Source organism: Ruegeria sp. CJ2 (assembly GCF_056536745.1).
In genome coordinates, this window is the sequence record NZ_JBQFQF010000018.1 from 21088 (window position 1) to 35283 (window position 14196).

7 protein-coding genes are annotated in these 14196 nt (G+C 51.7%); 3 read left to right on the forward strand and 4 right to left on the reverse strand.

Going from position 1 to position 14196, the window contains the following annotated elements; translation table 11 throughout:
• Window positions 1–68: 68 nt before the first annotated feature.
• The 4 genes from ACR0MS_RS19225 to ACR0MS_RS19240 are packed head-to-tail and all read right to left on the reverse strand — an operon-like array spanning window position 69 to window position 5848.
• On the reverse strand, window positions 69–1958 hold the full coding sequence (locus ACR0MS_RS19225; RefSeq protein WP_480577543.1) for a TniQ family protein: 1890 nt from the start codon (window positions 1956–1958) through the stop codon (window positions 69–71).
• A complete protein-coding gene (locus ACR0MS_RS19230) occupies window positions 1912–2913 on the reverse strand; it encodes a TniB family NTP-binding protein (protein WP_480577540.1) in 1002 nt (333 codons plus the stop codon). Before ACR0MS_RS19230 ends, ACR0MS_RS19225 begins: the two co-directional genes overlap by 47 nt.
• Window positions 2910–5171 (reverse strand): DDE-type integrase/transposase/recombinase, encoded by a 2262-nt coding sequence (locus ACR0MS_RS19235; RefSeq protein WP_480577537.1) that lies wholly within the window; start codon window positions 5169–5171, stop codon window positions 2910–2912. Before ACR0MS_RS19235 ends, ACR0MS_RS19230 begins: the two co-directional genes overlap by 4 nt.
• A 5-nt stretch (window positions 5172–5176) precedes the next feature.
• Window positions 5177–5848 (reverse strand): hypothetical protein, encoded by a 672-nt coding sequence (locus tag ACR0MS_RS19240; RefSeq protein WP_480577534.1) that lies wholly within the window; start codon window positions 5846–5848, stop codon window positions 5177–5179.
• 1243 nt (window positions 5849–7091) lie between these two features.
• On the opposite strand from ACR0MS_RS19240, the gene ACR0MS_RS19245 reads away from it, so the two are divergent.
• The 3 genes from ACR0MS_RS19245 to ACR0MS_RS19255 are packed head-to-tail and all read left to right on the forward strand — an operon-like array spanning window position 7092 to window position 14186.
• Window positions 7092–10601: a helicase-related protein gene (locus ACR0MS_RS19245; RefSeq protein WP_480577531.1), complete on the forward strand. Its 3510-nt coding sequence runs from the start codon at window positions 7092–7094 to the stop codon at window positions 10599–10601.
• On the forward strand, window positions 10598–11446 hold the full coding sequence (locus ACR0MS_RS19250) for a hypothetical protein (RefSeq protein ID WP_480577528.1): 849 nt from the start codon (window positions 10598–10600) through the stop codon (window positions 11444–11446). The genes ACR0MS_RS19245 and ACR0MS_RS19250 overlap by 4 nt, the downstream gene beginning before the upstream one ends.
• Window positions 11447–11453: 7 nt before the next feature.
• Window positions 11454–14186 (forward strand): DUF1156 domain-containing protein, encoded by a 2733-nt coding sequence (locus ACR0MS_RS19255; RefSeq protein WP_480577525.1) that lies wholly within the window; start codon window positions 11454–11456, stop codon window positions 14184–14186.
• The last annotated feature ends 10 nt before the right edge of the window (window positions 14187–14196 follow it).

Below are 14196 nucleotides of genomic sequence, written 5' to 3' on the forward strand. Positions count from 1 at the left end.
CCACAAAAAAATTTAGGCAACAAAAAGGCCGCCCCAAAGGGCGGCTGCTACTTCAGCTTTTTGTTCTTCTAGAATTCTGAGGTTCTGTAGAGCTCCACTCCCGCCGCTTTGGGTTCCCAAACTGGCAAGATCCCTCGAGATTTTAACTTCCTTCGGGCTTCCGGAACTGTTGTTGCCATTCTCGTCGCAACGTCGGTGATCTTTTGGTAGTCCACCTTGAAACGGTCCACGCTAGCAGGGCTAACAAGATCACGCATCTGCCCCATGTGTCTAGTTTGTCCGCAAATTGTCAGAACCGGTTCCATTCCGTCTGGTGGAGTTCGAAGAAGGAAGTCGACTGAGGTGGCAGAAAGGCCAAGCTTTCGCGCGACATCCGAAATCGATTTCCCGGGAGAACCAGTTCGGCAACCGAGTTTTTCACCCACTTCTGCCACGTCAACAAGTACAGATTGGTAACGCAGTTCTTCGTCGAGAAGCTCAACTCCAGTTAGTTGCCTATGGAGCAACAGTTCGACAATCTTGACAGCGGGCACTTTCAAGGCTTCGGCCGCGTTGGCAATTCCCAACACACCCTCTGAGGGTTCAGAAATGGACTGCCCGAAACTTCGCAAGCGGTTCACAAAACTGTCCAGGTCGTTGGCGTCAACTCCCTGAGCAATGCTCCTTCGGCCATCTCTACAGCCCGCGATTGGTTTAAGCATCCCAGCTTCGATGAGCTGCGCCACTTGGGGCCGTTTGCAGCCTAGATATTTTGGAACCTCAGAAATCGGAACCGAACGCCGCATCCTCCTGAGAAGGTCTTCAGAACGTGCAACGTCAATGGCTCCTAAATCCTGTTTCGCGTCATAGTCCGCAGGCAGCAGATCGGCGACCATCAGCGCATTTTGAACAGTTCTGGGATGCACACCAAACTTCTGGCTCAGCGACACTACAGAATGACGCCGCCGCTGCAAAACGAGTTCTCCAAACAGAATCGTTCCCGCACCAATTGGCATGGTTTCCAGAATATGCTCACGGAAAACCTCCCGAAATGGCCCAATCGGTTTTCGGTTTTTTTTGAACTGAATCCACTTATACAGAACACCGAACACACCTTGCGGCCCGGCTTGAATTTTTGAGCATGGCGTCTTCGACTGCACCGCTTCCAGCCCTTCTCTAACGCCTCCAGGGCCACGTTTTGTAAACTCGTACCCAACCGCCCCGGCCAAGTCCCAATCCTCTTGCGACAGATTTGGAAGATTTGCATTTGGACCAAATACGATACACGCACCAAGCATTTCAGATGCACGTGAGGCTAGATCAATCAGCTGCCCGTCCAGCCACTCTGGCCCTGGGCGCCCTTCAAGCCTGGCTTCAAGGTAAGATTGCAGTTCAGAGACGCGCCTCTGTTTCCCAATTTCGGCCAGCTTTGCCAATCGCGCTTCGTCTGGCATATGGGCAGCCAAATCCAGAAAGAGATTGCCTCGGCCTCTCCCAGGCTCTCGGACCAAAGGAACGGAATGAACGGGACAAGTTCTCACAGGTGAAAAAGCCCAATTGATCTTCCCAACCGGCATTCTCAACGACTGAGGGCAGTCCGAGATGTCGTTCAAGATGCATTGCGGGCAATAACTTACCCGATTGCCCGCAACGAACTCTGAATGAAACTCTTCATCTCGATGTTTGTAGTAGCGAAAGGCAAGCTGTTTGTATCCGCCCTGCGTAAGTCGCTCCGCAGGAATGCCGGTCAGCTGATGCATCTGCTCAACCGCGTTGTCTCGAGTCCTGGCGAGGTCTTGAAGCGGAATACGCACAAAAGAAGAAAACTCTTTAGCAGACATATCACATTGAACACGGGCGAACCGGCTGACCCATGAAACAAAGCTCTCACCTGGCAAAATGGGCATCATTGGCAAAATTGTACTCAACGAATCAACCCCGTCCAACTTGCTGATGTTGCCGCCGGGTTCGTTCTGCATCAAACTCTTCGGCGTCGCTATCGATCTCCAGCGCTGCCCAATCATTGATCTCGAACACGTTTTGATCCCAAGAGCAGCCTTCTTGGATGCTCCACGCTTCCGCAAAATGAGATCGCTTCAAACAGCGGCTCTCTTCATAGAGGGCTTGTTCGATGGCCGCGAGAATAGTCTCGATTGCTCTTCCGAACAGACCCCGGCTGCCATGGATAAGTCGCCTCAGTGTATCCGGTTCGATGTCGGGCCGGATACCGGCCATCTGACAATATGTATCAATCAAGCTTTGAAGGTTTTGTTCGTGGTGACCCACGACAAGCGGTCGAGACATGATTTTCCTGAACCGTCGGTCGACTTGCTGGTCGTAGCGCGCCACCTCAAGAAGCCGGTCAGTACCACTGAGAACGAGGACCACTGCTTGGTCTCCTTGCATCAACGATTTCAGCGTTTTGAGCATGTCGTCAATCTCACGTGCTGAGCGTGACAAGAAAACGTCTTGGGCTTCATCGATCCAAAGCACGACGATGCCCAACAACGACAAGCGATGCTTCACGACACGCCAGATGTCCCAAGCGGGGGCTCGATCTGAAACACCGGTCATTCCGAGTTCTCCGAGAATGGCTCGGCCCAAGCTCTTAAGTGTTGCTGGACTTGGCACCTGAATGCGGATGTACCGAGGCAAGTCCTGCCCCGTCGCCGCTTGCAACGACGGGTGGCGACTCAGGACCCTGTGAACCGCGGTAGTTTTGCCATCTCCCGGCTTCGCAACAACCATAAGCCCCCTGGCCTCAAGCCCTCCTGCATGGAGTTCCGGAGCAGGCAACCTACCACCTTGCTGGTCGGGTTGAAGCAAACGGTCGAGTTCACGCGTAATTTGGTGGTGCCGATTGTTTGTGAAGTACTTGGCCCGCAACGACTGCATAACCGTCTGAGGATCGATAACTGGGTTGATCTGGTTCATTTGTAATCCTCCTCGTCGCTCTCCCAAACATCTTTTTCAACGGGTGGATGACGGTCCTGATTACCCTCGTCCTCGGACAAGTAGTCGGGTTTTTTCGGAGCAACGGTAATGCCAAACTGCGTTGGCCCCTGTTCCAGCCGTGTCTCAGACGAGGAAACGGTAAATCCGACAAACAGTTCCTTTTCCAACGCCGCCATGCGTGTCTCAGAGTAGACCTGTGAAACCAGACCGAACTCGAGCGATTTTTTGAGGTTCATTGCATCAATGGCTTCAAGCGCATTTGCAACGACATTCTGTTCCCACGCCCTTTTACGCGGTTCAGAACTCTTCATCTTGCGTCGAGCCGCAACCCACTGTTGTGCATGAACACTGTCGAATTCATCGTAAACCGCTGGCACTTCATGCCAGTGTTCCCCAAGCTTCACAAAGATTGCCCCAATATTCTCAGGCAACCAGCTGACTTGCAGATCCTGCTTGCCACGATGTGCAAACCACTCCGCCAATTGCTCTGAGTGGTACTGAACACCCAAAACGGTGACACCTGATTTGCTCAGGGTCCGCTCAAGTTTCTTTCCAAAAATCAGCCGCCTCTTGCGCATATCAGGCGTTGCCTGAGCGGGGAAGTTGCCGTCCGCGATGTCTTTGTTCCATTGCTCGAGCGGTGTCCGGCCGTGCAGACCTGCATGGGGTGTATTGTGGTAAACGTCCACAATCCAGCGCACCAGCGCAAAGCACAGATCTTCTGTGTTCAAGCGGGTGCGCTCCTCTGTCGGATGATCTCCGCGTTCAACTGAATTCGAAAACGTGCGACCATGAAGTCGGGCAGCAAGCCCCGTCGATGCAGTCTTAAAAAACCTTTCGACTGTTCCGCGCATACCGGGCATGCCGGCGATGGTTCTTTCAACGGTAATACCCAGATCCAGGCAAGTGCTGATGAACTCTTGCGATTTGAAGGCAGCTCCATTGTCCGTAACAAGGACTTCCGGCAAGCCAAACATGTCCCAAGCCGCTTCGGCGCCTACGGAATCCACCCATGCACCTTTGTCCTGTACCGCCATTTGCAAGCAATCGATTGCCGTGGCGGATTTAGGGTTCTTCGTCAGTTTCATCGCAAGAATGCAGCGACTGCGGCAATCAATCATGACAGACAGCCACCAACGTGTGCTCTTCGCCCCTTTTTCGCCAAGCAAACCAAGGTCCTCGAGCTCTTTCTGATTGAACAGTTCGCCAAGACCTGTGCTGTTCACAAGGGTGCAAAGATCGACCCGCCATTCATCCATTTGAGCTTTTTGGAGCAATCGAGAAGTCTCAATTCCCCGCCCTACCGGCTTGCAGCGTTTCATCGCCTCGTCGTACCCGTACCGGTGCAGCAAAACTTCGAACTCACGATAGCTCTTGATGCATCGGCGCACTGCATCGCGACTAGGCACGCGGAATGGGGTCAGACCCTCTTTTTCACGTTCCTCGTTGACCCTTTCAAACGCCCGCTGAACGTCTTCGGTAGTCTTCTTTTGAGTCGGTCGGTTGAGATTGAAGTAACTTTTTCGCGTTTCTGCATCGAGCAATTTTTTCTCTTCGGAGCTGAAGTAACTATACCGATTTCCGCGGTTATGAACGCTATCGATAAGACCAAGCTTGCCGTTTCGACGATATGCAGTCACCCACTTCCTCAGCGTGGTCGCATGGACGGGCTCAACGCTCCCTACAATCCGTCCGCCGCCCTGCCGACGCCGCCGCTTTCCAGACCGAATTTCTTCGTCGCGCATGCACTCTTCTGGGGTTGGCATCTCTTCTGAGGCGATTGTTGCGGCCAATTGACAAATATCCGCCATACGCTCCTTGATCGATTTGTCATTTGGTGAGACGCGATCCTCGCTTTCCAGCTCCAGATAAGCGCTTACCAAGCTGTAGCGTTTCCAGAACCGCTCTTTCTGCTTTTCCGTCAAATCGAACAGCGAGATAGAGTTATTGAAGTTTTGATTGCGATCCGCCTTGGGCAGGAAGTGGTTACGTTCATGCACAATTTCGCCAGAGGCGTTGCGACGGCTCAATTCTTCATAACCAAAAAACTCGGCAAGTCCTGATCCGGAAGTTGGGTAAAGGACATAGCCGTTTGCAGTTTTGCCGGCCAACCGCATACGTTTGCCTGCAATAGTTACGCGGTCATGCATCGAGATTTCGAAGCGGCTTTTTGTTGAAGCGCTTGCGATATTCTTCGCTTCAGCCATTTTCTTGGTCAGATCATAGTGAACAGTCATGGGAATTATCCTTTCCGTTGGACAAGTGTTTGGGGGTCGATGATTTCGCGGGTAAGTGGCACAAGGTGTTGAGCGGCAACCAAACGCACGAGCGCTCGCCAACCGTCTACGCCAAGCCCAGTTTTGATCGTCAGGTCGCGCAGCGAAGCAGCGCCAACAAGGTCTTGGGCTACATTCCAGGCCACTTCGTCGGCACTGGGCATTGGATGACGCGCCGCCCAGAACAACTGAGCATTCTGTTGTTCAATCCGGTCTGCGCTGTGCTCCGTCAGGATCCGTACTTCATCGCAAAAGCCAGACCGAGTGGAAAACCACGCAATCTCCTGCATTTGCTTCACAAATTCTGGCTTCGTAGCCCGGAGACTTGGCTTTACGGCAAAGGCAACTTTAGAGCCTCCACGAATGTGTGCGACGTAGTCGAACACATGCTCCCGGACCTTTTCGCTGAAGCCATTCCAACGGAACCGCACTTGATCGAAGATGTCTTCAATCTCCAGCTGGGCGTTCAATACCAGCAGATTGACCAACTCAAGATGAGACTCCGCCTGAACTCTTACACCCGGGTTTGAACCGATCACGGTGTAGGCAGTGCAATGGTGTTTCGCGGCCTTCGCAATGGCACGGTCTGAACGAAAATCTGACGGGAGTCGGATTCCGTCAGGAAGGTTTTTCTTCATGTGAATACCTCACGTCTTATCGAGCCCACCGAAACGCGTTCGGTAGAAAAACTCGTGATTTGAATTTTGGTGGGAAGCAGGCGGCCGAAACCGCCCGATCACACGGCTATTCGCGTGAGATTCAAGAAACGCGGAGCAAAAGAAGGATTGATGTCGCGATGGCTATCGCAACACATCTTCAAGAACCCCAAAAGTTTTGTAGTAAACGCCATGACAAGCGCCTCATATCGACTTAGTGCCTACAGGAGCTCGCAGCAGAAGAAGGATATGTGAACCTATCGCTGAAGAGAGCTACCAACGGATCGGAAACTCAGAAAACCCGTATCTGATTGGGCGCGATATGATGGTCAGCATTTTGCATGGGCGTTCCTCGTACTCAAAACTCGGAGGTCTGCGCAAGCGAAAAGATGCGGGTACAGATGACGTGACTTTTACGCCAACAAAGTGTGACTAATTTGTCAGATCATTCGACCCCACTCTAAACAACTGGCTACCTCATTGATTAGCCGATTTGTGCTTTTCGTCTTTTTCAACGAAAAGGCGCCTCCGAACTCAGCACTGCGTCACCGGCAGCAAATTTATCTACAATGAATGGCATATTTCTCAGCCTCGCTTTCATTTCGTGCACCCCCCAGGTTGGGATAGGTTTGACACGCCAATCAGCATATCAAACTTCCGCCAATGTCTCAATAACTCTTTGTTTTTAAACATTTATCCTTGGGCGCGCTTGCGTTGCAAAAACCGACCCTGAATTAGGCTCTGCCTAATTCACTTCTTGCGAGTAAGGATAAATTCAAAGAGAGATGGTTGTCGTTGCGGCATGAGGGAGCGCCCAAGTGTAAGAATAGAATTCCTTCGCTTTCGTCTGGTCAAATGGCCTCAACAGCCAAATCACCCGTGTCCTGAGCGAGGTGATTCGCCGCTTGTTGAAACTGGAGCCGGAGTTCTTTCGAACCTTCAGCAGACTTCGAACAATTTGCGTCAGTGCTATCTCAGCCAATCAATCGGGACGGTTTCCGCTGTGTTGTTATCCAATTCCAGGCGGCCGTTCTCAAGATACTCCCGCGCCTTTGTCCGTGCCGAACAACCCGTTGAAGCCCGAATAGCCATCAGCGTGAACCCAGCCCGTTTGCACTGCTAATTGGGAAGGCTTAGAGATCATACTTGTTGCTTGCCGATCAGTGGTTCAAAGTGGAAAATGGCAGTTTGTGCAGCTCTGTCAGCACGGAAAATGGAGCAATAATTGGATCTTAAACAACTGAAACCTGGCAGTAAAGTCAATGGGATAACACCCGGGCACCCGGTCGACATTGTTTCCGTCGAATGGATTGGTGATCAAGCCGTGAACGTCGTTTATCGAGCGCCGAGGGGTCAGGTTTCCGAGACTACAATATTCCGAGAAGATGAGCACCGCTTGGAGGTTATTGATAGAGGACAGAATTGGTCTTTTGACGCAGACGGCTCCATGTTGCGTCTGGTGACTGAGGCCAACAGGATCAGACTGGCTCACTTCTTTGACCCATACCTTGCGATACACACAAGCCTTGTAGATCCGCTGCCACACCAGATTTCAGCGGTTTATGGAGAGATGCTTCCCAGACAGCCACTCAGATTCCTGCTGGCGGATGACCCCGGTGCGGGCAAGACGATTATGGCCGGGCTCTTGGTAAAAGAACTGATTGCGCGAAGCGACTTAGAGCGGTGCCTTATCGTTGCTCCTGGCAGTCTGGTTGAACAATGGCAGGACGAGCTGGGGGACAAGTTCAATCTTGAATTCGATATTCTTACCCGAGATATGATTGAGAGCTCCCGCTCAGGAAATCCGTTCAACGATTGCAACAGAATGATTGCTCGCTTGGATGTTCTAGCTCGAAATGAAGATCTTCAGGAAAAGCTACAAGCATCAACCGAGTGGGACGTGATCATCGCCGATGAAGCTCATAGGATGTCCGCGACATTTTTTGGAAACGAAGCCAAGTTTACAAAGCGCTACCAGCTCGGACAGAAGCTGGGTCAGGTATGTCGGCATTTTCTTTTGATGTCCGCCACGCCGCACAACGGTAAAGAGAAGGATTTTCAGCTTTTCATGGCCTTACTTGACGGAGATCGGTTTGAAGGCCGGTTTCGCGACGGTGTTCATGTAGCAGACGTTGAAGACATGATGCGGCGGCTAACCAAAGAGGAGTTGCTGCGCTTTGATGGCCGCCCACTCTTCCCAGAACGGCGCGCATATACAGCCAAGTACGATCTTTCGCCTGAAGAAGCAGAACTCTACTCGGTTGTGACCGAATACGTCCGCAATGAAATGAATAGGGTACAACGTTTCGCCGAAGTTGACGGACGCAAGCGCAACAATGTTGGATTTGCTCTACAGATACTTCAGAGACGCCTCGCCTCCAGCCCAGCTGCAATCTATCAATCGCTAAAGAGACGTAGAGAGCGGCTCGAAAGCGACTTAGCTGAGGCGAGACTGGTCGTCAGAGGTGGGTCAGCATCATTTAATTTACCAAACATCAGCAACGAAATGCTCCGAAACCTCGAAGAGTACGGGCAGGAAGAGATCGACGAACTAGAAGAACTCATCTCTACGGGAGCGACGACGGCGGAGACAGTCGAACAGCTTGAGCTCGAAGTCGAAACCCTGAAAGGTTTGGAGAACTTGGCCTTGGCTGTACTCAGTTCCGGCAAAGACACGAAGTGGCAGCAATTGGATCGCATTCTGGATGATGATCTAATGGTGGATGCCGAGGGACATCGCCGAAAGCTGATCATCTTCACTGAACCCAAAGATACGCTCGAGTACCTGAGACAGAGGGTGACCGCACGATTGGGCCGTCCAGAAGCAGTAGAGGTGATCCACGGCGGCGTGACACGAGAAGAACGACGAAAAGTTGTCGAGCGCTTTATGCAGGATCGTGACTTGTTGGTACTAATAGCCAATGACGCCGCTGGAGAAGGTGTGAACCTTCAACGGGGGCACCTGATGGTGAACTACGACCTGCCTTGGAATCCAAACAAGATTGAACAGCGTTTCGGCCGAATCCATCGCATCGGGCAAACCGAGGTTTGCCATCTTTGGAACCTCGTGGCCAATGACACCCGAGAGGGTGAAGTCTATGCACGCTTGCTTGAAAAGCTCGAAGCCGCGCGAGAGGCTTTAGGTGGACGCGTGTATGATGTTCTTGGAGAGCTATTTGAAGAGCGAGCCTTGAAAGACCTACTGTTCGATGCGATCCAATACGGAGAGCAGGAAGAAGTCAAAGCTCGTCTATTCGAGACCGTCGATGGAGCTGTCGACCAAAGCCATTTGCTACACCTACTTCAACAGCGGCAACTGACTAACGACACAATGCCGAAAGCTCGCGTTCAGGAGCTTCGCCTCCAGATGGAACTTGCCGAAGCGCAACGACTTCAACCACACCACGTTCAGAGCTTTTTTATTGAGTCCTTCCGGCAACTTGGAGGGCAAATAAAGAGCCGTGAAGATGGTCGCTGGGAGATATCCCATGTTCCTTTGGCGGTCAGAGAGCGGGATCGCCAGATCGGAATCGGCGCGCCATTACAAAAGAAGTACGAACGTATCTGTTTTGAGAAAGACAAAATCAATCAGCAGCCTGTAGCCGCATTTGTGTATCCCGGGCATCCGTTGCTTGAAGCAGTGATCAGCCTTGTTCGGGAACAGAACGAACACTTGATGAAACAAGGCGCCGTGCTTGTTGATGATACAGACGATGGCACTGAGTTGTCGGCATTATTCCTGCTGGAACACAGCGTACAAGACGGTCGCATTATAAGCTCAGGAAACCCAAATGTTCTGTCGCAACGGCTACAGTTTGCTTCAATTGGCAAAGAAGACGTGGTCACGAACGCCGGGATAGCTCCGCACTTGAACCTCCGTGCAGCTAAGCCAGAAGAAATCGAACTGGCGAAGGACGCACTGAATACCGACTGGCTAAGAAATGACCTTGAAAAACGGGTTGTTCAGTTCGCTACCATCGAAATGGCACAAGAACACCTAGCTGAGGTTCGCAAGCGCCGGATTCCTGAAATCGAAAAAGTTGAACATGAAGTGAAGGCCCGGCTAAAGAAAGAAATAAACTACTGGGATTCGAGAGCATTCGAACTTCAGGAAGAAGAGAAAGCCGGGAAGAAGACACGCCTCAACTGGAAAAACGCGCAACGGAGGGCGGAAGACTTAGCCGAACGTCTCAAACGGCGTCTGCAAGTTATTGATCAGGAGCGATTCATCTCTGCTCAACCGCCAAGGATCCGGGGCGGAATGATCGTCGTACCTCGAGGCATGTTGTCTGAAATAAGCTATGGTGGTGCGCCAACGGCAACACCAACTGGTTTCTCTGAAGACCCAGTAGCTCGGCGAGAAATCGAACTCAAAGCCATGAACGCTGTAATGTCAGCGGAAATCGCATTAGGCAATGAGCCGCAGGATGTTTCTGCCCAAAAAGTCGGTTACGACATCGCTTCCTACGATCCAAAGACAGACCACATGCGCTTTATCGAGGTCAAAGGTCGTATTGATAGTGCTGACACTATTATGATCACTCGGCAGGAACTAATCACGTCCCTGAATGAGCCAAAGAAATTCATTCTTGCCATTGTACAAATTGGTGATGGAGTCGTACACGAACCAAAGTACTTTCATGGTCCACTTGATACGCGCGAACCACCCTTCGAACAGAACGCCATTCAGTTCAAAATCAAGCATCTTCTCGAGCGGGCGGAGGTGCCTTCTTGAAACTAGGCTATACTGAATTTTCCTTTGGTTACGCGTTCACCGAGAATTTGGTCCGTTCCACTGCGACAGGACCTGCGGGAGCTCCAGTTTTTCCAAATCTAGTACAGGAGGCTCAGCTCGGATATGATGTTTCGATTGATTTGCCGGGGTTTCCCCTCTTTTTCCAGTTCAAGTTGCCTGAGTTGATGGTTCGTCACACAGCAAAAGAGATTTCTGACTACGCGCTGCCGCGGCTGACTACACCGTTCTTTCGAATGCCTTTGATGCGAAGAGATCTTTCCAATCAGCACCAGTTGCTCATAGATCTAGAAACTGGTTCCCCGGGCTCCGTTTTCTACGTGACGCCCGTCATGCAGGATCAAGTTCAATTTAACACTGCTTATTGCATACAAAGCGTCCACCAATCCTGCATCTTTTTCTCTCCAACGGACATAGGCCCCTTGCCGGACGACCAGAAACACTCGATTGCGTATCAGCAAAATCCGAAGCTTGCGTGGTTCTGTTCCGAACCTAAGCCAGCAAAACCTCTCGACTATAGAGACATCTCAGGAAGGCTACGTGAACTCTTCTCGGATTCGAAGCAGACTGGTGACTTGCGTGAGGCCGCCGACAAAGCGAAGCAGCTCGTTTTTAAATTTCTCCCAGCCGACATGCGGAACCAAGAAGGCACAATCAGAGCAAGGTTAGGTTTTTTGCGTTCCGCAATTGCCGAGCAGTCAGATTTGGACGAAGACACTATGGCGGTTTCTGACACATTGGTAGTAACAAGAGAACTTGCCAGGATCGGCTTAGGCGTAGACATGGTCATTGCGCAGCCGCGAGCAAAAAAACCCGACGAAAGCTGACATTCCAATGGACCAAATCTACAAGAAGAAACTGATCGAAGTCGCCATCCCACTTGAGGCGATCAATGCAGCGTCGGCACGAGAGAAGTCGATCCGACGTGGCCATCCGTCGACGCTTCATCTGTGGTGGGCACGGCGGCCATTGGCAGCGTGTCGGGCGGTGCTGTTTGCACAGCTAGTGGACGATCCTTCGAGCCATCCGGACAAGTTCCCCACCGAGGAGGGTGTGGAGGCGGAACGCAAGCGGCTGTTCCAAATCATTGAAGACTTGGTGAAGTGGGAGAACTCGACCAATGAGGAGGTACTGGAGCGCGCGCGGGTCGAGATCCGCGCCAGCTGCGGGGGCGAACTGCCTCCGGTCTATGACCCATTCTCGGGTGGCGGGTCTATACCGCTTGAGGCGCAGCGGCTAGGTATGCCCGCCTATGGCTCCGACCTGAACCCTGTGGCGGTGATGATCGGCAAGGCGATGATTGAGATTCCGCCAATGTTCAAGGACATGGAGCCCGTCCATCCAGGGGAACCCGAAGCAGGTCATGGTGGCTATCGCAATGCGCAAGGACTCGCTGAGGACATTTTGTTTTATGCTAAAGTGTTGCGAGAACGCGCATCGGAAAAGATCGGTCACCTCTACCCCAAGGTGGATTTAGAAGACCGTGATGGTGGTGGCGTAGAAACCGTTTTGGCATGGATCTGGGCTAGAACTGTTCCAAGCCCAAATCCTGCTTTAGGCGGCGTCCAAGTTCCTTTGGTGTCCAGCTATTGGCTTTGCAAGAAGCCGAAAAAGAAGGTTTGGGTCGAACCTCATGTCGAAGGAACAACAGTTCGGTTTGAGGTAGTGACCGGAACTCCGAGGGATGAAGAGAAAATCGGAAAAGGAAACAAGGTTGGACGCGGAGCGAATTTCACTTGCCCTGTGACAGGTGACGCTATCACTGCTGATTATGTAAAGGCAGAAGGCATGGCGGGGCGCATGGGGTGGCAGCTTCTCGCAATCGTTGCGGAAGGAAAAGGCGGAAGGCGGTATGTTTCGCCAAACGAGAAGCATGAAACTGTTGCTTTCTCTGAAGAACCCGATTGGCGGCCCGAAGCACCAATGTCGCAACATCCGCAGTATATGAGTGTGACAAACTATGGTCCCACAAATTGGTCGGATTTGTTCACTGACAGACAAACCGTTGCGCTCAACACGTTCATAGACCTAATCCCCAGCGTAGTCTCGGACATTGATGCAAGTGATGAATACAAGAAAGCTATTGCAACTTACTTGTCACTAGGAGTGGGACGTTTGGCAAATCGGCAGTCAACTAGCACGTTTTGGCACACGCAAGGAGAAAAAGTAGAACAAGTTTTTGCAATGCAGGCTCTTCCCATGCGCTGGGACACAGCCGAGGGCAATCCATTTTCGCAATCGTCCGGCAACTTCGTGGGTCAAGTAGAGTATTTGGCCAAGGCAGTTGCGAATTTGCCGGCAACGCAGAACGGTAGTCGTGAGCTCCAAAAAAACGCGCAAACTGTAGACTTTTCAGATTGTGTTGTGTCAACCGATCCACCCTATTACGACAATGTTCCATACGCTGATCTTTCAGATTTCTTTTATGTTTGGTTGAGAAAATCAATGAAAGCGCTCTATCCGGAAATTTTCGGTACGATGTTGGTCCCGAAGGCGGAGGAACTAGTGGCCGATCATCAGCGTCACAGCGGAAAAGAGCCAGCAGATCAGTTCTTTCTAAGAGGTATGACCGAGGTCATGCACAATATGGCTAGCCAAGGGCGGCAGGATATTCCAGCCACGATTTACTATGCGTTCCGACAGGGGGAAGTTGACGATGGAGGTATGGCCTCAAAAGGCTGGGCTACCTTCTTGCAAGCGGTAATTAGCGCAGGATACCAAATTGGCGCAACCTGGCCTGTAAGAACCGAATTGGTTGGCAACCTCAAAAAAAATAGGAACGCTTTAGCGACGTCAGTCGTGCTTTCTTGTCGACCAAGGTCTGCAAATGCTCACACGGTTTCTCGATCCGAGTTCATCAGAATACTCAGAAAGGAACTTCAGGCCGCAATGTCAGACTTGCAAAGAGCGAACATTGCGCCCGTGGATGTTCCTCAATCTGCAATCGGTCCAGGGATTGGCGTCTTTAGCCGATATCGGAAAGTACTGGAAAGTGATGACTCCGCAATGTCTGTTTGGAGGGCTTTGCAAGTCATCAATGAAACACTCGATGAACTCTTGTCGGAGCAGGAAGGCGACTTCGACCCTGACACTAGGTTCGCGATTACATGGTTCACTCAACATGGTTACAATACCGGTCCTTTTGGAGATGCCGATAACCTGGCTCGGGCGCGCGGAATTTCCGTCGATAACGTCAAGCACGCTGGAATTGTTGAAAGTTCCGCGGGCAATGTTCGAATACTGAAGCGGGAAGAGATAGAACTGGATTGGGATCCCGCCACTGACGATCATCCAACGATCTGGGAAGGCTGTCAGCACCTGATCCGGGTCATGGAAAGTGATGGTGAATACGCTGCCGCGGTTCTTCTGAAGAGGATTGGCAGCGACAAGGCCGGGGCGGTCAAAGATCTTGCCTATTACCTCTATGACGTCTGTTCGAACAAGCGACAGGATGCCAAGGAAGCCACCCATTACAATGCCTTGATTTCAGGCTGGACCGAGCTCACACGTCTGGCCGCCACGATCCACGATACCGATATGAATCGCCAATCGGCGATGGACCTCTGAGGACGAGCGC

Coding starts and splice junctions, on each gene's coding strand:
- ACR0MS_RS19240 (WP_480577534.1), bottom strand. CDS start 5,848: ATGAAGAAAAACCTTCCTGACGGAATCCGACTCCCGTCAGATTTTCGT.
- ACR0MS_RS19230 (WP_480577540.1), bottom strand. CDS start 2,913: ATGAACCAGATCAACCCAGTTATCGATCCTCAGACGGTTATGCAGTCG.
- ACR0MS_RS19225 (WP_480577543.1), bottom strand. CDS start 1,958: ATGCAGAACGAACCCGGCGGCAACATCAGCAAGTTGGACGGGGTTGAT.
- ACR0MS_RS19235 (WP_480577537.1), bottom strand. CDS start 5,171: ATGACTGTTCACTATGATCTGACCAAGAAAATGGCTGAAGCGAAGAAT.
- ACR0MS_RS19255 (WP_480577525.1), top strand. CDS start 11,454: ATGGACCAAATCTACAAGAAGAAACTGATCGAAGTCGCCATCCCACTT.